The organism is Rhodoferax sp. (genome assembly GCF_013297935.1).
Taxonomy (GTDB): Bacteria; Pseudomonadota; Gammaproteobacteria; order Burkholderiales; family Burkholderiaceae_C; genus Allorhodoferax.
In genome coordinates, this window is record NZ_JAAFIX010000003.1 from 29123 (window position 1) to 49858 (window position 20736).

The 20736-nt window shown below is 60.2% G+C and carries 20 protein-coding genes and 1 tRNA gene; 7 read left to right on the plus strand and 14 right to left on the minus strand.

Annotated elements, in window-relative coordinates; translation table 11 throughout:
- From QZW03_RS05615 to moaC, 3 genes are read left to right on the plus strand one after another with little or no spacing between them, the layout of a single operon-like run.
- A complete protein-coding gene (locus QZW03_RS05615) occupies positions 1 to 1377 on the plus strand; it encodes an esterase-like activity of phytase family protein (RefSeq protein WP_296509000.1) in 1377 nt (458 codons plus the stop codon).
- A 55-nt stretch (positions 1378 to 1432) separates the two neighbouring features.
- On the plus strand, positions 1433 to 2314 hold the full coding sequence (locus QZW03_RS05620; RefSeq protein ID WP_296509001.1) for a MaoC/PaaZ C-terminal domain-containing protein: 882 nt from the start codon (positions 1433 to 1435) through the stop codon (positions 2312 to 2314).
- 52 nt (positions 2315 to 2366) lie between these two features.
- Positions 2367 to 2885 carry a cyclic pyranopterin monophosphate synthase MoaC gene (moaC, locus tag QZW03_RS05625; RefSeq protein ID WP_296509002.1) on the plus strand — a complete coding sequence of 173 codons (519 nt, stop codon included), beginning with the start codon at positions 2367 to 2369 and terminating at the stop codon, positions 2883 to 2885.
- A 63-nt stretch (positions 2886 to 2948) separates the two neighbouring features.
- Here the strand turns inward: moaC and QZW03_RS05630 are convergent, their stop codons facing one another.
- A complete protein-coding gene (locus tag QZW03_RS05630) occupies positions 2949 to 3257 on the minus strand; it encodes a DUF1330 domain-containing protein (RefSeq protein ID WP_296509003.1) in 309 nt (102 codons plus the stop codon).
- Positions 3258 to 3436: 179 nt separating this feature from the next.
- On the opposite strand from QZW03_RS05630, the gene QZW03_RS05635 reads away from it, so the two are divergent.
- Entirely contained in the window at positions 3437 to 6460 is a 3024-nt protein-coding gene (locus QZW03_RS05635; RefSeq protein WP_296509004.1) for a valine--tRNA ligase, read from the plus strand.
- A gap of 78 nt (positions 6461 to 6538) precedes the next feature.
- Here QZW03_RS05635 and QZW03_RS05640 read toward each other — a convergent pair whose 3' ends face one another.
- The 3 genes from QZW03_RS05640 to cysM all read right to left on the minus strand — a co-directional run bounded on the left by QZW03_RS05640 (position 6539) and on the right by cysM (position 8331).
- Positions 6539 to 6766, minus strand: coding sequence for a sulfurtransferase TusA family protein (locus QZW03_RS05640; RefSeq protein ID WP_296509005.1), 228 nt, complete (start codon positions 6764 to 6766; stop codon positions 6539 to 6541).
- Between the two features lie 30 nt (positions 6767 to 6796).
- Positions 6797 to 7348 (minus strand): NUDIX hydrolase, encoded by a 552-nt coding sequence (locus QZW03_RS05645; protein WP_296509006.1) that lies wholly within the window; start codon positions 7346 to 7348, stop codon positions 6797 to 6799.
- Between the two features lie 80 nt (positions 7349 to 7428).
- Complete coding sequence (cysM, locus tag QZW03_RS05650; protein WP_296509007.1) at positions 7429 to 8331, minus strand: cysteine synthase CysM; 903 nt, start codon at positions 8329 to 8331, stop codon at positions 7429 to 7431.
- Between the two features lie 39 nt (positions 8332 to 8370).
- On the opposite strand from cysM, the gene QZW03_RS05655 reads away from it, so the two are divergent.
- Positions 8371 to 8455, plus strand: a tRNA-Leu gene (locus QZW03_RS05655).
- 130 nt (positions 8456 to 8585) lie between these two features.
- Positions 8586 to 9296 carry a phosphatase PAP2 family protein gene (locus QZW03_RS05660; RefSeq protein WP_296509008.1) on the plus strand — a complete coding sequence of 237 codons (711 nt, stop codon included), beginning with the start codon at positions 8586 to 8588 and terminating at the stop codon, positions 9294 to 9296.
- Here the strand turns inward: QZW03_RS05660 and QZW03_RS05665 are convergent.
- Positions 9248 to 10177 (minus strand): SDR family oxidoreductase, encoded by a 930-nt coding sequence (locus tag QZW03_RS05665; protein ID WP_296509009.1) that lies wholly within the window; start codon positions 10175 to 10177, stop codon positions 9248 to 9250. The two genes, QZW03_RS05660 and QZW03_RS05665, sit on opposite strands and share 49 nt — an antisense overlap.
- A 42-nt stretch (positions 10178 to 10219) precedes the next feature.
- On the opposite strand from QZW03_RS05665, the gene QZW03_RS05670 reads away from it, so the two are divergent.
- Positions 10220 to 11269 carry a CDP-6-deoxy-delta-3,4-glucoseen reductase gene (locus QZW03_RS05670; RefSeq protein ID WP_296509010.1) on the plus strand — a complete coding sequence of 350 codons (1050 nt, stop codon included), beginning with the start codon at positions 10220 to 10222 and terminating at the stop codon, positions 11267 to 11269.
- Positions 11270 to 11286: 17 nt separating this feature from the next.
- On the opposite strand, the gene QZW03_RS05675 is transcribed toward QZW03_RS05670, so the two are convergent.
- From QZW03_RS05675 to QZW03_RS05715, 9 genes are all read right to left on the minus strand, one after another.
- Positions 11287 to 11658: a hypothetical protein gene (locus QZW03_RS05675; protein ID WP_296509011.1), complete on the minus strand. Its 372-nt coding sequence runs from the start codon at positions 11656 to 11658 to the stop codon at positions 11287 to 11289.
- Positions 11659 to 11784: 126 nt separating this feature from the next.
- Complete coding sequence (locus QZW03_RS05680) at positions 11785 to 12504, minus strand: ABC transporter ATP-binding protein (RefSeq protein WP_296509012.1); 720 nt, start codon at positions 12502 to 12504, stop codon at positions 11785 to 11787.
- Between the two features lie 10 nt (positions 12505 to 12514).
- Positions 12515 to 13285: an ABC transporter ATP-binding protein gene (locus tag QZW03_RS05685; protein WP_296509013.1), complete on the minus strand. Its 771-nt coding sequence runs from the start codon at positions 13283 to 13285 to the stop codon at positions 12515 to 12517.
- 56 nt (positions 13286 to 13341) lie between these two features.
- Complete coding sequence (locus QZW03_RS05690; protein WP_296509014.1) at positions 13342 to 14427, minus strand: ABC transporter ATP-binding protein; 1086 nt, start codon at positions 14425 to 14427, stop codon at positions 13342 to 13344.
- 13 nt (positions 14428 to 14440) lie between these two features.
- A complete protein-coding gene (locus QZW03_RS05695; RefSeq protein ID WP_296509015.1) occupies positions 14441 to 15370 on the minus strand; it encodes a branched-chain amino acid ABC transporter permease in 930 nt (309 codons plus the stop codon).
- Positions 15371 to 15603: 233 nt separating this feature from the next.
- Positions 15604 to 16890 (minus strand): replication-associated recombination protein A, encoded by a 1287-nt coding sequence (locus tag QZW03_RS05700; RefSeq protein ID WP_296509016.1) that lies wholly within the window; start codon positions 16888 to 16890, stop codon positions 15604 to 15606.
- A 25-nt stretch (positions 16891 to 16915) separates the two neighbouring features.
- Entirely contained in the window at positions 16916 to 17725 is an 810-nt protein-coding gene (locus tag QZW03_RS05705; protein WP_296509017.1) for a mechanosensitive ion channel family protein, read from the minus strand.
- Positions 17726 to 17751: 26 nt separating this feature from the next.
- Positions 17752 to 18381 (minus strand): outer membrane lipoprotein chaperone LolA, encoded by a 630-nt coding sequence (gene lolA / locus QZW03_RS05710; RefSeq protein WP_296509018.1) that lies wholly within the window; start codon positions 18379 to 18381, stop codon positions 17752 to 17754.
- Positions 18382 to 18388: 7 nt separating this feature from the next.
- A complete protein-coding gene (locus QZW03_RS05715; protein WP_296509019.1) occupies positions 18389 to 20716 on the minus strand; it encodes a DNA translocase FtsK in 2328 nt (775 codons plus the stop codon).
- Positions 20717 to 20736 lie beyond the last annotated feature (20 nt).

Below are 20736 nucleotides of genomic sequence, written 5' to 3' on the forward strand. Positions count from 1 at the left end.
ATGCCCTGCTTGCCCCTCACCCGCCTGGCCACCGCGCTCACACTGGCACTCAGCGTGATCGGCGCCTCCGCCCAAACCGAAGTGACCGCCGTGCTGGCCGGCCACGCCGCGCTGCCCGCCTCCACCACCGTCGAAGCCCCCAAGGCGGCCGGCCCGTTTTTTGAGACTGCCGGCAAGTTCAACGCGGCCAACCGCCAGCGCACCGAAGTGCTGGGCAGCATTGACGGCATCAGCTTCGTGGGCGACCCCAAGTACCCGCGCAAATCGGGCGGCGCACTGCCCATCAAAGGCCAGTCGGTGCAGGGATTCTCGGGCATCGTTTCCTTGGGGAACGCAGAGTTTCTGGCGCTCACCGACAACGGCTTCGGCAGCAAGCTCAACTCGCAAGACGCACTCTTGATGGTGCACCGGGTGAAGGCCGATTGGGCCAAGGGCACTGTCACCCGCCTCAAAACCACCTTTTTGCAGGACCCGGACCGCAAAGTGCCCTTTGCCATTCAGAACGAAGCCACCACCGAGCGCTTTTTGACCGGCATTGACTTCGACCCCGAGTCCATTCAAATCGTGGGCGACGAGTGGTGGATCGGCGACGAGTTCGGCCCTTATGTGCTGCGCGTAACTCCCCAGGGCAAAGTGCTGGGCGTGGTTGAAACCGTGGTGGGCGGCAAGGCCTACCGCAGCCCTGACCACTACATGAACGGCCGCCTGCCCAACTACCCGGGCGATGCTACTTTCGAGGCCCGCCGTAGCGGTGGCTTTGAGCCCATGGCCAAGTCGCTGGACGGCAAGACCCTGTACCCCATGCTGGAGTGGCCCCTGTGGGACGCCACCACCAAGACCCAGGAAATGCACAAGGGCAAGCCTTACACCCGCATTTTGGAGCTGGATGCCGCCAGCAAAACCTACAGCACCCGCCAGTGGAAATACGCGTTTGAAGAGGCGGGCAACGTGGCCGCCGACTTCCAGATGCTGAGCGCCACCACCGGCCTCGTGATCGAACGCGACGACAGCACCGAAGGCTCGGGCAAGGTCTGCAAAGACGAGCCCCGCACCGACTGCTTTACCCGCCCGGCCAAGTTCAAACGCGTCTACAAGATCGACTTCGCCCAGACCGATGCGGATGGCTTTGTGAAAAAGGTGGCCTATATTGACCTCACCAAAATCGCCAACCCGCAGCGCCTGGCCAAGGTAGGGCCTAACGAAGAAACCTTTGTGCTGCCCCACCTCGGACCTGAAGGCCTGACCGTGGTGGACGCCCACCACATCGTGCTGGTGAACGACAACAACTTCCCCTACTCCAGCGGCCGCACCCTGGGCCAGCCGGACGACAACGAGCTGACCCTGCTCAACATCCGCGCGCTGGTGGACGCGCCCTAAAACAGGGGCTTCGAAGCCTGCCGGGGCCGGTGCCGCCATGCACAATGGCGGCACCATGACGCAGCCCGCCGCAACCCCGATTTCTCTTGATTTTCAGCACCGCCCGCGCAACGGCTGGGCCTTGGCCCGCAGCCTGTTGGCGGGCCGCCCCGCGCAAGCGCCCGATGGTGCGCTAACCATCACATTCAGCGCCTCTTGGCAGGGCGCGCAAGCCCCGGCGGCCAAGCTGCAGGCCTACCGCCAGCGCTGCGGGCTACCGGCCAACCACACCCTGCCGCCCCTGTTTTTGCACGCCATGGCCATGCCGCTGCACATGGCAGTCATGAGCCACGCGCGCTTCCCCCTGCGCCTGCTGGGTCTGGTCCACCTGAGCAACCACATGCAATGCCTGCGCCCCATCGGCGACGGCGAGGTGCTCGACATGGACTGCCGAATGGACGGCCTGCTGGCCACCGACCGCGGACAGGAGTTCACCCTGCACACCCGTCTGCTGGCTGGCGGTGAAACGGTGTGGACAGAGCGCAGTACCTTTCTGGCCCCAAGCCCCCACCGGGGCCCTAAACCGGCGCCCGCCGCCCAACCCGACTGGGGGCCACCCTTGGCGCAGTGGGCTGTGGCCGGCAATGCGGGGCGGCAGTTTGCCAGCCCCTCCGGCGACTGGAACCCCATCCACATCAGCGCACTCAGCGCACGCTTGTTTGGCTACCCGCGGGCCATCGGGCACGGCATGTTCAGCGCAGCGCGTTGCGTGGCCCTGCTGCAGCGGGACCGGCCCGCCTGCGAGGCCATTGAGATTGACGTGCGCTTCAAGCGCCCCCTGTTGATTCCCGGCGAAGTGGCCTTACATAGCCGGCAAGAGGCGGACTGCACCCGCTTTGTTTTGAAGGTTTTGCCCCATGGCGAGCCGCACATTGAAGGTGCCCTGCGCAGCTTGTGAAGCCCGCGCCGACCGCCACCCCTTTCAACCCCTTGCGACTGAGGACGACACCATGAGCAACCCATCCGACAACAGCTCCGCTCTGACCCACTTCGACACCAAGGGCGATGCCCACATGGTCAACATCGCCGGCAAAGCCCTGACGCATCGCAAAGCGGTAGCAGGCGGGCGTATCCAGATGCAGCAGCACACGCTGGACCTGATCCAGAACGCGCAGGCCGCCAAGGGCGATGTGCTGGGCGTGGCCCGCGTGGCCGGCATCATGGCTGCCAAGAAAACCAGCGACCTGATTCCCCTGTGCCACCCCATCATGCTGACCCGGGTCGCTATTGAGTTTGAGGTGATCCACGCCACCGCCACCACCCTGCCCGCTATTCAGTGCCTGGCCATTGCCGAGACTACCGGCGGCACCGGCGTGGAAATGGAAGCCCTGACCGCCGTGCAAGTGACCCTACTGACGATTTACGACATGTGCAAAGCCGTCGACAAAGGCATGGTCATGACCGATGTGAAGCTGCTCGAAAAACACGGCGGCAAGTCAGGCACCTACCTGGCACCACCCAGCGCCTGAGCCTTCTCAGCCCTGCCACACTGCAAATCACCGGCCCGCGCCCTAAGGCGTTGGTCCTGCGAGTCAATCGCCGGGTTGTGCGCCCTCGTAGCCCTCGACCAACACCAGGTCATTCACCGACACCTCTTTGCGCAGGGCAATGGCGGCTTGGTAGGCCGGTGAATGCCAGCAGTCCAGCGCCGCCTGGTAGCTGGGGAACTCAATCACCACATTGCGGCTGCGGCTCTCGCCCTCCGGGTTCTCAAACTGGCCGGCGCGCACCAGAAAACGGGCGCCATATTCCTTGAACGGCGCGGCGTTCGCCGCTTGGTAGGCCTTGTAAGCCTCGGTGTCGAACACCTCCACGCGACCGATCCAATATCCTTTGGGCATCAGGGTACTCCTTGTCAAATGGAGCCCCAGTGTAGAAGAAGCCTCGCCACACCTTTTTTAGGCATCAAATCGGCCTGCAGCCCTCGCATTAATTGCGCGAGTAGCTATTCAAAGCATAGCGACCCGCACTCCCCTCACATGCACCGGTAAAATCGCCGCTCGCTCTTAGAAGAACCTCCATGTCTGACACCGCTTCCGCCCCCACTCCCGCAGCCCCCACCGCCCCTGAGCAACCGGGTCTGCAGTCCCTCTCCAAGTCGTTTGAACCCGCTGCGCTGGAAGCGCACTGGGGCCCCGAGTGGGAAAAGCGCGGCTACGGCATCGCCGGTTTCCGCGGCACCAGCGCGCCGGATGCGGCAGCGGCTGCCCAGGGTAAGAATTTCAGCATCCAGCTGCCTCCACCCAATGTGACCGGCACGCTGCACATGGGCCATGCGTTCAACCAGACCATCATGGACAGCCTGACCCGCTACCACCGCATGGCCGGTTTCAACACCGCGTGGATTCCGGGCACCGACCACGCCGGCATCGCCACTCAGATCGTGGTGGAGCGCCAGCTGCAAGAGCAAAAAGTCAGCCGCCACGACCTGGGCCGTGAGGCCTTCACCAAAAAGGTGTGGGAGTGGAAAGAAAAGTCCGGCAACACTATCACCACCCAGATGCGCCGCATGGGCGACAGCGTGGACTGGAGCCGCGAATACTTCACCATGGACCCCAAGCTGTCGCAAACGGTCACCGAGACCTTTGTGCAGCTCTATGAGCAAGGCCTGATCTACCGTGGCAAGCGGCTGGTGAACTGGGACCCGATTTTGATGAGCGCGGTGTCGGATCTGGAAGTCGAGAGCGAAGAGGAAGACGGCTCGCTTTGGCACATCCGCTACCCGCTGGCTGACGGCAGTGGCGACATCACCGTGGCCACCACCCGCCCCGAGACCATGCTGGGCGACGTGGCGGTGATGGTGCACCCCGAAGACGAGCGCTACGCCGCCTTGATCGGCAAAATGGTCAAGCTGCCTTTGTGTGACCGCGAGATTCCGGTCATTGCCGATGATTACGTGGACAAGGCCTTCGGCACCGGCGTGGTGAAGGTCACTCCTGCCCACGACCAGAACGACTACCAAGTCGGCCAACGCCACAAGTTGCCCATGATTTGCGTGCTGACCCTGGACGCCAAAATCAACGACAACGCCCCCGCTGCCTACCAAGGCCTGGACCGCTTTGTGGCCCGCAAGAAGGTCGTGGCCGACCTCGAAACCGGTGGTTTCTTGGTTGAGGTGAAAAAGCACAAGCTCATGGTGCCGCGCTGCGCCCGCACCGGCCAAGTAATTGAGCCCATGCTGACCGACCAGTGGTTTGTTGCCATGAACCAAGTGGGCAAGGGCGACGCCACCGGCAAGTCCATCGCCCAGAAAGCCATCGACGCGGTGCAGAGCGGTGAGGTGAAGTTTGTGCCCGAGAACTGGGTCAACACCTACAACCAGTGGATGAACAACATCCAGGACTGGTGCATCAGCCGCCAACTCTGGTGGGGTCACCAGATCCCCGCGTGGTACGACGAAGACGGCAACGTAATCGTGGCCCGCAACGAGGCCGAAGCGCAAGCCAAAGCCCTGGGCAAAACCCTGCGCCGCGACGAAGACGTGCTCGACACCTGGTACTCCAGCGCACTGGTGCCCTTCAGCACCATGGGCTGGGGCAACGACGGAGCTGGCGGAAGCGCTGGTGCCGGACGCAGCGATTTTGCGAGCGCAGCGAGTATGAGCAAGGCCGGTTCCGGCGCTTCCGCCAGCGGTGCCAATGCCAACGCCAACGCACTCAGCGACTACGACCTCTACCTCCCCAGCAGCACACTGGTGACCGGCTACGACATCATTTTCTTCTGGGTCGCCCGGATGATCATGATGACCACGCACTTCACCGGCCAGGTGCCGTTCAAGCACGTCTACATCCACGGCCTGGTGCGCGACGCGCAGGGCAAAAAGATGAGTAAGTCTGAAGGCAACGTGCTCGACCCGGTGGACTTGATCGACGGCATCGCGCTGGACCCGCTGCTCGACAAGCGCACCACCGGCCTGCGCAAACCCGAGACCGCGCCCCAGGTGCGCAAAAACACGCAAAAAGAGTTCCCCGAAGGCATTCCCGCCTACGGTGCGGACGCGCTGCGCTTCACCTTTGCGGCACTGGCCAGCTTGGGCCGCAGCATCAACTTCGACAGCAAGCGCTGCGAGGGCTACCGCAACTTCTGCAACAAGCTGTGGAACGCCACCCGCTTTGTGCTCATGAACTGCGAAGGCCAGGACTGCGGCTTGCAAGACCACGACGCCGCAGCGTGCGACACCGGTAGCTACCTGGAGTTCAGCCAGGCCGACCGTTGGATCGTCTCCCTGCTGCAAAAGACCGAGGCTGAAGCGGCCAAGGGCTTTGCGGAGTACCGCTTGGACAACGTGGCCAACACGATCTACGACTACGTGTGGAACGAGTTCTGCGACTGGTACTTGGAAATCGCCAAGGTGCAAATCAACACCGGCAACGACGCGCAAAAGCGCGCCACCCGCCGCACGCTGATCCGCACGCTGGAAACCATCCAGCGCTTGCTGCACCCGATTGCTCCCTTCATCACCGAAGAGCTGTGGCAAAAGGTGGCGCCGGTGGCCGGCCGCAGCGGCCCGTCAGTGTCGATTGCGGCCTACCCGCAGGCGCAGCCAGAGCGCATCGACGAGGCGTCTATCGCCCACGTTGCCAAACTCAAGCTGCTGGTGGACGCCTGCCGCAACCTGCGTGGCGAGATGAACGTGTCGCCCGCCGCCCGCCTGCCGCTGTATGTGGTGGCCCAGACCGCCGCAGAGGCCGCGTTCCTGCAGTCCTCTGCGGCCGTGCTGCAGGCCTTGGCCAAGCTGAGCGAGGTGAAGGTGTTTGCCGACGAAGCCAGCTGGCAAGCCGCTGCCCAGTCGGCGCCGGTCGCCGTGGTTGGCGAGGCCCGCGTCTGCCTGTTTGTCGAGGTGGACGTGGCGGCTGAAAAAATCCGTCTGGGCAAAGAAGTGACACGCCTGGAAGAGCAAATCAGCAAAGCCAGCGTGAAGCTCAGCAACGAGGCCTTTGTGGCCAAGGCCCCTGCTGCCGTGTTGGAGCAAGAGCGCAAGCGGGTTGCCGACTTTGCCGCCACTCTGGAGAAGGTCAAAGAGCAACTCGCTCGCTTGGCCTGACGGCGCGCTGCGGTAACCCCGCAGCCCGCAAGAAAAAGCCGGCTCACGGGCCGGCTTTTTTGTACCCGCTGCCCGGGTTTAGCGGCGGCGCAGCACGTGGATAAAGCTGGTACCCAGGGTCTGCTGCTCCACCAGCTCGTGGCCGGTCTGCTTGGTGAAAGCTTGAAAATCCCGCAGCGAGCCGGGATCTGTGGCCACTACCTTGAGCGTTTGGCCGCTTTGTAGCTCTGCCAGTGCTTTCTTGGCTTTGAGGATGGGCAGCGGACAGTTCAGTCCGCTGGTGTCAATTTCTTTGTTGAAGTTCATGCAGGCTGCTTTCTGGCGTAGTGGCTGATTTTAGTCTCCGGGCACTTCCACGTCTTTGCGCCAGACAGGGTCGATAAATTGCGGCTCATGCCCCCGGGAGCGCAAAAACTCCGCCAGCGCATAGCCGGTGCCGGCCGGCCAGCACTTCACATCGGCCAGGTTGTACAGCCGGTAGTCCACCAGCTCCGGGCTGAGCTTGACCTCACCATGGCACACCGCGTGGTAAGCGATGATGACCTGGTTCATGCGCTGAAAGTCGTAGACCCCCAGCAAATTCAGCCCGGTGGTGGTGAGGTTGGTTTCTTCGGCAATCTCGCGGGCAATACCCTCCTCGGGCGTTTCACCCGCCTCCATAAAGCCGGTAATCAGCGCATACATCTTGCCCGGCCAGGCCGCATTGCGGGCCAGCAGGATCTGGCCGTTGTACTCAATCACCGCCGCGAGCACCGGAGTTGGATTGTTCCAGTGGGTGAAGTCGCAGGACGGGCAACGCAGGCGGGTTTTGTCACCTCCGTCTTCGGCCAGGGTGATTTCGGCCAGCGGAGTCGCGCACTGGGGGCAAAACTTGAACACTGCAGACATACGTGCCTTTGCTATGATTTCAGGAGCTACTACCGCTTTACTCGTATGGTCTAGCGGCATATTTCATTGATAAATCGGCGTCAGGCAGGGAACACGCCGGTAGACAAATAACGGTCTCCGCGGTCGCACACAATGAACACGATCACAGCATCCCGCTCGCGTTTGGCAATTTCTTGCGCAACCCAGCAAGCGCCCGCCGCCGATATGCCACCAAAAATACCCTCTTCCCGCGCCATACGGCGGCACATGTCTTCCGCGTCCGCCTGACTCACGTAGACCAGCTCGTCCACATTGCGGGGGTCGTAAATTTTGGGCAGGTATTCCTGCGGCCATTTGCGGATGCCGGGAATGCGCGACCCCTCAGAAGGCTGCGCACCGATGATGCGGATGGCGGGGTTCTTTTCCTTCAAAAACTTGGAGACACCGGTAATGGTGCCGGTAGTCCCCATCGCGCTCACAAAGTGGGTGATGCGGCCGCCGGTTTGCTCCCAGATTTCCGGACCGGTGGTCTCGTAGTGCACCCGCGGGTTGTCGCCATTGGCAAACTGGTCCAGCACCCGGCCTTTGCCCTCACGCTGCATTTGCTCTGCCAAGTCACGGGCGTATTCCATGCCACCGCTCTTGGGCGTCAAGATCAGCTCCGCACCGAAGGCTTTCATAGTTTGGGCGCGCTCAATCGACAGGTCCTCCGGCATGATCAACACCATGCGGTAGCCCTTCACGGCCGCCGCCATGGCCAAGGCAATGCCTGTGTTGCCGGAAGTGGCCTCAATCAGCGTGTCGCCGGGCTGAATATCGCCGCGCTCCTGAGCGCGCTGGATCATGGACAAGGCGGGCCGGTCTTTCACGGAGCCCGCGGGATTATTGCCTTCGAGCTTGCCCAAAAGCACGTTGTTGCGCGCCTGGTTGTCGCTGGCCTGGATACGCTGCAAGGCGACCAAGGGTGTTTTTCCGATGGCTTCTTCAATAGTTGGATATTTCATGCCGTAAATGTGCCATAATTCGAGCTTCACAAATTACCTGCCCAGGTGGTGAAATTGGTAGACTCAGGGGACTCAAAATCCCCCGCCGCAAGGCGTGCCGGTTCGAGTCCGGCCCTGGGCACCAGATTGAAGCCGAATGTTCTTTGAACATTCGGCTTTTTCTTTGTGCAAACGCCGCAAAGCCCCGCCCCCGCCGAGGGCTGTAACCGGCGTGATTCACAATCCCCGTTTCACCAACAGCCCGCACCCACTCCATGCCGCCCACTGTGAACAACACTCCCGCGCTGTTTTGGCAGCTTGTTGCTGCCTCGGTTGTTGCCGCCTTGGTGCCGACCCTATGGCCAAGCCTTGATTTGCAAGCAGCAGCGCTTTTTGTGGGTGAGACGCCCGCCATTGCGTCCAAAAGCTGGTGGTGGGTGGAGTGGATCAACGCTTGGGTTCCCGCGGCATTCAGGGTCATGTTGGTGGTCTGCGCCATCGGTTGGCTGGGTGCCCACCTGGTGCAGCGCTACAAGGCATGGCGGCTGCCTTTGGCCTTTGTGGTCTGTGCAGGAATTGCCGGCCCCGGCGCAGTGGTCAATTGGGGCTTTAAAGAGCACTGGCAGCGCGCTCGCCCCTACCAGGTCGAGAACTTCGGCGGTACCCAACAATTCAGCCGGGCCACCGTCATGACAGACCAGTGCGACAACAACTGCTCATTCGTCAGCGGGCATGTGGCGTGTGGCTTCTTTTTTGGCAGCCTCATGCTGATTCATGCACGACGCCGCACCCGCTGGCTGATCGCCGGTACCGCAGCGGGTTTGGCCATCGGCTTTTCGCGCATGTCCGCGGTAGCCCACTGGTTCAGTGATGTGCTCTGGGCCGCCCCGATTACCCTGATGACCAGCTGGCTGATCTGGAAAATTTTGTGCAAGGCCTATGGCGTGCCGGATGGCGAGACTAAACCGGTCGCCACATCCGGATAACGGAGCCTCACGCCCAGCTCAGATTTCATGCGTGAGTTGTCCATTCGGCGGGACTCACTCATGAAGCTCAGCAGCATCACCGGCAATTGCTCCACCGCTGCGCCCCGGGGTACGCGGGGAGGTCTTGGCAAGCCGTACAGGTCGGCCGCGAGATCAAAGTAATCCCCCATCTTCAAGCGGGTGTCGTCACTCACGTTGTAAACCCGCTGCGGCGCGCCACGCCACAGGGCACGCCAACAGGCAGCGGCCAGGTCATCGGCGTGAATGTGGTTGGTGTAGACATCGTCTTCTGCCTGCAATACAGGCGTACCTTTCTCCAGCCGGGTTCTGGGCGTGCCGCCGGTGCGGTCGGGGGCATAAATACCCGGTATCCGCACAATAGAAGCCGGTGTGCCGGTGGCCCTTCCCCATACCCTTGCCACGAGCTCCGCATGGACACGGCGCTGCGCCCGCGGGGTCTGAGGCGCCAGCGCCCGCCCCTCGGTGACCCATTGCCCTTGGCAGTCGCCATAGACACCAGTCGTCGACGCATACACCAAAGCTTGCGGCGGCTGCCGCAAACGCAGCACGCGCGTCATGGCCGCCATGCGCGGATCGGTCCACCCCTCCGAAGGCGGTGGCGCCAGATACAGCACGCGATCTGCCAGCCCTGCGAGGCGGCGCAAGGTGGCCGGCCGGTCGAGGTTGCCTTGCAAAGGCAGAACACCAGAGTCCCGAAAGGCGGATACGCGGTCCGGACTCGATGTCAGCGCCCGCCACTGGACCCGGGCTCCCACGGTGCGCACGACCCGAAGCCCGACATCCCCGCAACCGATCACCAGAATGCGCTGGCGACGAAAGCGAGAAGGAAGCGCGCCAAGTGGGGATTGGTTTGAAGGCAAAATCGAGGGCTTTCTACACAGTACCCAGCTAGGATACCCAAGATGAGCGAGAACCTCTCTGCAGCAAGCACTTTTTCCGTCACGGTTCAGCCCAGTGGTCGCCAATTCAGCGCTCAACATGATGAGACCCTGCTGGCCGCCGGCATCCGCCAAGGGGTTGGCCTGCCCTATGGCTGTAAGGACGGCGCATGTGGGTCTTGCAAATGCAAAATGCTGTCCGGTAGCGTGCAGCACGGGGCGCATCAAGCGAAAGCTCTCAGTGCAGAAGAGGAGTCGCAAGGCATGGTGCTCACCTGCTGCGCTACACCTACCGCAGATGTAGTCCTTGAATCCCGCCAAGTGTCGGCGGAAGGCGCGCTGCCCATCAAAAAAATGCCGACCAGAGTGACCACGTTGCAGAAGGTGTCTGCCGACGTAATGGTGATTCATCTGCAGCTGCCCGCGAACGACGCCTTCCAATACAAAGCCGGCCAGTACATTGAATTTTTGCTGCGTGATGGCGCACGGCGCAGCTACTCCATGGCCAACGCGCCGCAGGGCAATAGCGTGGAACTGCATATCCGCCACATGCCGGGCGGTAAATTCACCGACCACGTGTTCGGCGCGATGAAGGAAAAAGAAATCTTGCGTGTGGAGGGCCCGCACGGCTCTTTCTACCTGCGGGAAGACTCTGACAAACCCATGCTGATGATCGCCTCAGGTACGGGCTTTGCCCCTATCAAGGCTTTGCTGGAACACATGCTTCAAACAGCTTGCACACGCCCGGTAGCCTTGTATTGGGGCGGCCGCCGTCCGGCTGATCTGTACATGGACAGCTGGGTGAAGGAATTCCAACTCCAGATGCCTTCCTTGCACTACGTTCCAGTGGTGTCGGATGCGCAGCCGGAAGACCAGTGGACCGGGCGCACAGGCTTTGTGCACCAGGCCGCGCTAGCGGACTTCAGCAACTTGCAGGGTTACCAGGTGTATGCCTGTGGTGCGCCTATCGTTGTGGAGTCGGCCCGCCGCGATTTTGTAGCGCAAGCAGGCCTAGACCCCGACGAGTTCTATGCCGATGCTTTCACTTCAGAAGCCGACAAAGCCGGCAACTGATCTCCGCCGGACAGCAATCAGCCTTTGCGATCTTTTTTGCCGTCCAGGTTGAGGTCCACCTGGCGGTCATGCTTCTGGTGGTGAATGGCTTTGCTTTCGGTGTGCTGCATCGAACGGAGATGCTTGCGCTCTCCCCGACTCACCACGCCGTCGGCGGCGGCATGGTCTTGAGCCTTGTCGATGCGGGCATCTGCGCGCTGCAGACGACGGGCCTCACGGGCGGTGAGTTGACCTGAGCCTACGCCCTGCTCCACCCGCTTGTCCAAGACGGCTTCGCGCTTGTCGATACCGGGCGTTGCCAGCGGGTCTTTGGGCACCGGCGCATTTTGTGCAAACGTCAGGCCGGAGAAAAGCACCACTGCCGTGGTGAAAATGGCGCGATAAAACATGGGCGGGCTCCAAAAGAAAAAAGGGCATGGAATATTCCATGCCCTTTCAACGGGAGCTCTCAAGAATTCACCGACATCCGGATTGCAAAGCTGCGTAACAGCTTGTGTCCGGATGCGGCCGGGGCCTTACTCGCCCAGGTATGCTGCACGCACCTTGGGGTCTGTGAGCATGTCTTTGGCATCACCGGTCATGGTCACGATGCCGGACTCCATCACATAGCCACGGTTGGCGATCGACAGGGCGCGGCTTGCGTTTTGCTCCACCAGCAAAACCGTCACGCCTTGGGCGTACACGTCTTTCACCACTTCAAAAATCTTGTCCACCATGATGGGAGACAGACCCATGGACGGCTCATCCAACAGCAATACCTTGGGGCGGCTCATCAATGCACGGCCCATGGCTAGCATTTGCTGTTCGCCACCGGACATGGTGCCGGCCAGCTGGTCTTTACGCTCGCGCAGACGCGGAAAGATGGTGAACATTTTTTCGATGTCCGCCAAAATACCGTCTTTGTCGCTGCGGATGTAAGCACCCATTTGCAGGTTTTCGGTAATGGTCATGCGGGTGAAAACACCCCGGCCTTCCGGCACCATGGCCAACCCTTGTTTCACCAGGTCCCAAGGGCCTTGGCCCTTGATGCTTTTGCCAAGATATTCGATATCGCCGGCATTGATCGGCAAGGTCCCGGTGATGGCCTTCATGGTGGTGGTCTTGCCGGCACCGTTGGAGCCGATCAGGGAGACCAATTCACCTTCGCGCACTTCGAAGTCCACGCCTTTAACGGCTTGAATGCCGCCGTAGGCCACTTTCAGGCCTTTAACTTTGAGCAGAGTCTGAGTAGTCATTTGTCAATCCTTAGTGGCCGCTCGTGCCCAGATAGGCCTCAATCACTTTTTCGTTTTTCTGCACATCCGCAGGCGTGCCTTCAGCGATTTGCTTGCCGTAGTCCAACACAGTCACGCGGTCGCAGAGGCCCATGACCAGCTTCACATCGTGCTCAATCAGCAAAATGGTGCGGTTGTCTTTACGGATACGGTCGATGAGCTCGCGCAGCATGACCTTCTCCGTGGCGTTCATACCTGCCGCTGGCTCGTCCAACGCGATCAGTTGGGGATCGGTAGCCAGCGCACGGGCGATTTCCAGACGACGCTGATCCCCGTAGCTCAAAGTACGGGCCTTGTAGTCGGCGAACTTGCCGATACCCACATACTCCAGCAGCTCCTGGGCACGCTGGGCAATCTCGGCTTCTTCTGCCTTGAAGGAGCGGGTGCGGAACATGGCGCCCAACAATCCCGAGTGGGTGCGGATGTGACGACCGACCATGACGTTTTCAAGCGCCGTCATTTCGGCGAACAAACGGATGTTCTGGAAAGTACGCGCAATACCCGCCTTGGCCACGGTGTGCACTGCAGTCGGGTGGTAGGTTTTGCCGGCCAGTTCAAAAGAACCGCTATCGGGTGTGTATAAACCGGTGAGCACGTTGAAGAACGTGGTCTTGCCGGCACCGTTCGGGCCGATCAAGCCGTAGACCTGACCCCGTTCGATTTTGATGCCCACATCACTCAAAGCCTGCAAGCCACCGAAGCGCTTGGAGACGCCGGAGACGTTCAATACTGTATCTGTCATAGGTTATCCAATCAGTTGAAGACCCCTGCTGCCCGGCAGCAGGGAGCTCGCAAATTTCAGCTCTTGGTGTTCTGCAGGGACTTGCCGTGCTCGGGCGCTGGCCACAAGCCACGGGGGCGCAGCAGCATGACGCTGATCATCGCCAAGGCGATCAACAATTGGCGAAGGATGGAGGCATCCAGGCGGCCGTCTGTCAAGGTCTGCAAAGGACCTGCCACGTAACGCAACACTTCCGGCAAGGCAGCCAGCAAGACCGCGCCCAAAATCACGCCGGGCAGATAACCCACGCCGCCCAGTACCACCATGGCCACAATCATCACCGACTCCATCAGGCTGAAGGACTCGGGAGAAATGAAACCTTGGAACGATGCAAACATGGCGCCGGACACGCCACCAAACGTCGCACCCATGCCGAATGCCAGCAACTTCATGTTGCGGGTGTTGATACCCATGGCTTTCGCAGCGATTTCGTCTTCGCGGATGGCCATCCAGGCACGACCCACGCGGGACAATTCCAAGCGGTGGGAGATGATCACGCTGACCACAACCAAGGCCAAGAACAGGTAGTAGTACAGAGTGACTGACGCGATTTCAAAGTCGCCGATCATGAGCTTTTTACCCAGGTTCAGCCCGAAGAAGTGCAAAGGGTCGATCTGGTTAATGCCTTTGGGTCCGTTGGTGATGTTGACGGGGTGGTCCAGGTTGTTCATGAACACGCGGATGATTTCACCAAAGCCCAAAGTCACGATCGCGAGGTAGTCACCGCGCAAGCGCAAAGTAGGCGCACCCAACAGGACACCAAATATGCCCGCGAGCGCCGCACCGAGCGGAATGACCAGCCAGATCGGCGTGTGCATACCGTCCGGGAACATGGCAGCAATCGCTGGGAAGGTTTCAATCAGGTGCGGGGATGACATCAAGCCATACATGTAGGCACCGATGGCGAAGAAGGCCACGTAACCCAGATCAAGCAGACCGGCATAGCCCACCACAATGTTCAGCCCCAGGGCCAACAACACGAAGAGCAAAGCCATGTCGGCGATACGCACCCAGGCGTTGCCAAATCCTTGCAGGATAAAAGGCAGGATCAACAGGCCGGCGGCAGCGGCCAGCATGGTCAAAAGACGTTTTTGGGGGTTCATGTGCGGGTTCTCCTCAAGCACGATCCGCAACGCGCTCACCCAGCAGACCGGAAGGACGCAGTGTCAGCACAATGATCAAAACAATAAAAGCAAAGATGTCAGAGTAGTGGCTGCCCAAAACTCCACCGGTCAAGGCACCAATGTAGCCGGCACCAATCGCCTCAATCAAGCCGAGCAACAAGGCGCCGACCACCGCACCGGCCAAGTTGCCGATACCGCCGAACACAGCTGCAGTGAAAGCCTTCAGACCGGGCAAAAATCCCATAGCATGTTGCGCGGTGCCGTAGTTAGAGGCATACATCACACCGGCAATGGCCGCCAACACGGCACCAATGATGAAGGTCGCTGAAATCACCACATCGGGCTTCACGCCCATCAGGGCCGCCACACGTGGGTTCTCTGCTGTGGCACGCATCGCACGACCCAGCTTGGTGTAGTTGACCAACCACATCAGAACGGCCAGAGACGCAGCGGTCACGCCCAGAATCATGACCTGGGTAGGTGTGATCACGGCGCCGGCAATATCAATAGGGTTGCCGGGCAAGAGCGTGGGGTACGACTTGTAGTTAGGCTTCCAGATGATCATGGCCAGGGTCTGCAGCAGAATGGACATGCCGATAGCGGTAATCAGCGGGGCGAGCTTAGGGCTGTTGCGCAGTGGACGGTAAGCCACTTTTTCGATCACGAAGTTCAATGCCGCGGCAACGACGCAGGCAATGATCAAGGCAATCAACAAGATCACAAAACCAGGGGTTCCGGGCATGGACTCTTGCATCAACCCGATGATGGTCCAACTGGTCAGGGCACCGACCATCACCACTTCACCGTGAGCGAAGTTGATCAAATTAATGATCCCGTAGACCATGGTGTAACCCAGTGCAATGAGCGCATACATGCTGCCCAACACCAGACCATTTATGATCTGTTGTATAAAAATATCCATAAAAAACTCCGTTGTTCTGTTGCGCGAACGGCCATGGCCGTTAACACTGGTGGCGTTAGACCATCTAAAGCAATAAGCCTGCCACGTCAGGTTCACTGGCGGTGCAGGCCAAAAGCAGTGCCGCGATTCTAGCGAGGTCGGGCAAGTGGGTCTCGGGGGCGCAGGGTGGGTTTACCCTTGAGAACTATGCCGATTCGGCAACTCGTGCCCTATTTCATGCACTATTAGATTTCCTACTGGTTACGCCGCTTCAAATCGCGTAGCTTCTCCGCAATACGGATCTCCAAGCCCCGCTCCACCGGCCGGTAGAACTCCGTATCCGGCATACCCTCCGGCAGGTAGCGCTCGCCGGCGGCAAACCCGCCCTCCTCGTCGTGGGCGTAACGGTAGCCCTTGCCGTAATCCAGCTCCTTCATCAGTTTCGTCGGAGCATTGCGTAAATGCAGAGGAACCGGGCGGGTCCCGTCTTTTTTCACAAACGCCTTGACCTCGTTGAAGGCTTTGTACACCGCGTTGCTCTTGGGCGCGATGGCAAGGTACACCACGCACTCGGCCAAAGCGAGCTCTCCCTCCGGGCTGCCCAGGCGCTCGTACACATCAGCAGCATCCAACGCCAACCTCAGTGCACGCGGGTCAGCGAGTCCGATGTCTTCTGCGGCCATCCGGATAAAGCGTCTCGCCAGGTAGCGTGGCTCGGCGCCCCCGTCCAACATCCGGGCGAACCAATAGAGCGCCGCATCGGGGTCCGACCCCCGCACGCTTTTATGCAGGGCCGAAATCGTGTCGTAAAACTGCTCACCGCCTTTGTCGTAACGGCGCATGCGCTCACCCAGGACCTTGAGCAACCACGCGTCACTGATCTCACTGATTTGCTCCTGGCGGGCTGCGACCCCCAGCGTTTCCAAGGTATTGAGAAGCCGGCGAGCATCGCCATCGGCGTAGGCGATCAAACGATCCGTTGCTATATTTTCTATAGCTGGCAGCGCATGTTGCGCCTGGGCTCGTTGGACTATTTCCTTCAAACTATCCGTATCCAGCGGCTGCAGAACATACACTGCTGCACGCGACAACAGCGCAGAGTTCACTTCAAATGAAGGGTTCTCGGTAGTCGCGCCGATGAACGTGAACAGCCCACTCTCCACGTGCGGCAAAAATGCATCCTGCTGGCTTTTGTTGAAACGGTGCACCTCGTCGACAAACACAATGGTGTGGCGCTGCTCCAGCCCGTCTCGGGCGAGCAAGGCCTGGTCGACCGCCTCGCGTATTTCTTTGATGCCACCCAGCACCGCGCTGATGGTGATGAACTGGGCATCGAAGGCGTCGGCCATGAGCCGGGCAATGGTCGTCTTGCCGACACCGGGCGGGCCCCACAAAATGCAACTGTGGGGCTGACCCGATTCGAACGCGAGCCGGAGCGCCATACCCTCACCCAGCACGTGCTGCTGGCCGATGACTTGTCCTAGCGTTTTAGGACGGAGCAGCTCCGCCAGTGGCTGGTGTTTAGGGGTAGATGTCGCCACAGAACCGCGTCGGCCCTCTCAAGGTTTACAGGTTGCGATGCGCAACAGGAGTTTCAGGCACAGGGTAGCCTGCAGCGCCAAAGGTTTGCACCACTGCTTTGTGGGTATCGAAATACACCTGCCAGTAGTGGTCCGTATGGGTGTACGGGCGCACGCACAACAAAGGGCCCTCGGGGGTGAATTGCAAAATTTCAATGTCGGGTGCAGGCGCGGTAGCCACGTTGGGAATTGCAGTCACTGCAGCGCGCAAGCGGGCGATAGCGTCTTGCACATCCACACCATTGGCCACTTTGGCGAGACAGTCCACACGGCGATGCGGCAACACGCTGAAGTTTTGAATCGAGCCGGAGAATACGGTGTTGTTACCCACAATGGTGATCACGTTGTCCGGGGTGATCAAAGTGGTTCCGAACAGGCCCAGTTCTTTCACCGTGCCGGTAATGCCACCGGCTGTGACAAAGTCACCCACCTTGTAAGGCCGCAGCACCTGCATGAACACGCCCGCCGCAAAATGCGTCAGCAATCCGCCCCATGCCGTCCCGATGGCCAGGCCCGCGCCGGCGAGCAGTGCCGCGAATGAGGTGGTCTTGACCCCGAAGATGTCGAGAATCGCCAGAATCAGCACGATGTTGAGCAACACCGAAATGATGGAGGTCAGGTAATTGGCCAGCGTCTGGTCCACTTTGCCACCACGTTGCAAACCGGCTCCGAGCAGGCGCAGCGCCATCCCGATCAACCAACGCCCGATGACCCACGCGGCAAGGGCGCCCAATAACTTGAGACCGAAGTCTGCACCCTGGGTGGTTAAAAAATTCCAAATAACTTCCGTATTCATGCCTGTACTCCCGATAGTGAAACCGCCTATTGGCGGACGACATCCGCCCCTGCGGGCGGCTTGAACTGAAACAGTTCGAGATTTATAACGGCGTTGCTCTGGAATCCGCTGAAGGTGATGACAGACTTTTGGCCGAAAGTGTCGACTATTTCAAGTTTTTCGAGTTGGTTTTGGCGGAACCCGATCCGCACCGACTGCAACTGGTTGTCTTTGGCCTTGGGCGAGCCCAGCACCCACTGCAAGCCGCCTTCGTCCGGCGCATCCGCCAGAGCGAAATCATTTTGCAAGGCCTTGATGTCGGCCGAGGACGCAATCAGCGCCGCCGGCGTAGAGCCCAGGGCTTGGGCCTGCTTGCGTGCGGTGACCTGGTTCAAATCGACATCGTAGAGCCACAGGGTCTGACCATCGGCCACGATGGTCTGCTCGAAGGGCTTTTTATATACAAACTTGAAACGGCCGGGCCGGGAAAACTCAAAGGTACCGCTGGAGCTTTTGCTGCGCGAGAGCTGGCCGTCCTTGGGAGGCGCGGTCACCACTTGGGTGAACTCCGCCTTGCCCGATTTCACAGTGCGCACGAATGATTCAAGATCATTTATGCCTGTAGCCCTCGCAGATATTGCGCAGGCAGCTATTAAAAGTATAGCGAATTGCTTCATAACCAACCTATTCTGCACGGTTCGGGACCAGAATTTCCCGTTGACCGCTACCACTCATGGCACTGACCAGACCCGCCTTCTCCATGTCTTCCACCAATCGGGCTGCGCGGTTGTAGCCGATCTTGAGGTGGCGCTGCACCAGGGAGATGCTGGCCTTGCGATTCTTAAGAACCACCTCCACGGCCTGGTCGTACATCGGATCTTTTTCTCCGCCGCCGTCTTCACCGCCAACGCCGTCTTCGCCGTCCACCGTGCCGCCCTCAAGGACTCCGTCGATGTAATCCGGCTCCCCCTGGCTCTTGAGGTAACTCACTACGCGGTGCACTTCTTCATCGCTGACAAAGGCGCCGTGCACCCGCACGGGGAAACCGGTCCCGCTGGCCATATAGAGCATGTCACCCATGCCCAGCAGGGCTTCCGCCCCCATCTGATCCAGAATGGTGCGGCTATCGATTTTGGAGCCGACGGAGAACGCAATCCGCGTCGGGATATTGGCTTTGATCAACCCGGTAATCACATCCACGCTGGGGCGCTGAGTCGCCAGAATCAAATGGATACCAGCGGCACGGGCCTTCTGGGCCAAGCGGGCGATCAGCTCTTCAATCTTCTTGCCCACCACCATCATCAGGTCGGCGAGCTCATCGATGATGACCACGATATGCGGCAAACGATTCAGCGGCTCCGGGCTCTCCGGCGTCAAACTGAAAGGGTTGTATATGAACTCGCCCCGGGCTTTGGCTTCATCAATTTTGGTATTGAAGCCCGCCAGATTGCGCACGCCCATTTTGCTCATGAGCTTGTAGCGCTTTTCCATTTCAGCCACACACCAGTTCAAGCCGTGTGCCGCTTGCTTCATGTCGGTAACCACGGGGGCCAACAAATGCGGGATACCTTCATAGACCGACATTTCCAGCATCTTGGGGTCAATCATCAGCAGGCGAACATCACGCGCCTCGGCCTTATAGAGCAGAGACAGGATCATGGCGTTGATCCCCACTGATTTCCCCGAGCCTGTGGTACCGGCTACCAGCACATGGGGCATTTTGGCCAAGTCCGCCACGATCGGGTTGCCGATGATGTCTTTGCCCAGCCCCATGGTGAGCATGGATTTGGCTTCGTTGTAAACCTGAGAGCCCAGAATTTCGGACAAGCGAATGCTTTGCCGTTTGGCATTGGGCAACTCCAGCGCCATGTAGTTTTTACCGGGGATGGTTTCCACCACCCGGATCGACACCAGACTCAAACTCCGCGCCAGATCTTTGGCCAAGCCCACAATCTGCGAGCCCTTCACGCCCGTGGCAGGTTCAATTTCATAGCGGGTAATCACCGGGCCCGGCTGCGCCAGGACCACACGCACTTCAACACCGAAGTCTTTCAACTTCTTCTCAATCATGCGGCTGGTCATCTCCAGCGTTTCGGGCGCCACGGTTTCCTGCCGCAACTGAGGATCATCCAACAAGGCAACCTGGGGAAGCTTGCTGTCCGGCATTTCGGTAAACAGCGGCTTCTGCCGCTCTTTGGCCACCCGCACGCTGGGCGGAAGCTCCACCAGAACCGGCTCAATCACCACCGGTGCCGGCGCTGGGTAGACCACTGTCTCTTCGTGCTCTTCCAGATACACCTCTTCCCGCTCCCGCACGGCGAGCTGCCCTAGCTCACGATCTTGCGCCTCTTCCTTTTTCTCACGGCGGCTTTCCACCAGCGAGTAGACAAACGCACCGATGCGCTCCGCCACCCGTGACCACGAAAAATGAAACACCCACGACACGCCCACCAAGCCCAGCACGATAGCGATCAGGCCAGAGCCGGCAAAGCCCATCCAGCGCACGCTCCAAGGCCCCGCCAACTGCCCCAATGCGCCGCCACTGGCGCCCGGCAACATCAGCTCCAGCCGGTAGAGCCGGGCCCACTCCAGGGAGGTGCTTGCCAACATCAACAACGCCAGCCCGCACCAGAACATCCAACGGGGGTGTGACGGCTCGCGCTCTGCCGTATCCAGCCCCTCTTCGCCACGCAAGCGCTTGGCCAAAAGCGACAACCAGACACGACAGCCGGCAGCCACACACCACCAGACCGAGAACCCGAAAAGGAAATAACTCAAATCCGCCCACAGCGCGCCAATGCGCCCGACGTGGTTGTGCGTGGGAGCGCCCGAGCCGGAGGTCGACCAAGCTGCGTCTTGTGCGGAATGGCTCAACAGCGCAACGAGCCACAAGACCAGCAAAACGAAGCCCGCCACCAAAGCAATCTCGTTGCCGAAGCGGCTGATGCCTGATGGAGCCTCAGGCGCTTTTTTACGATTCGGAGAGTGGAGTGTGTGAAGTGAATAAGTCATGTTCTAAGGCGCTGCACAGC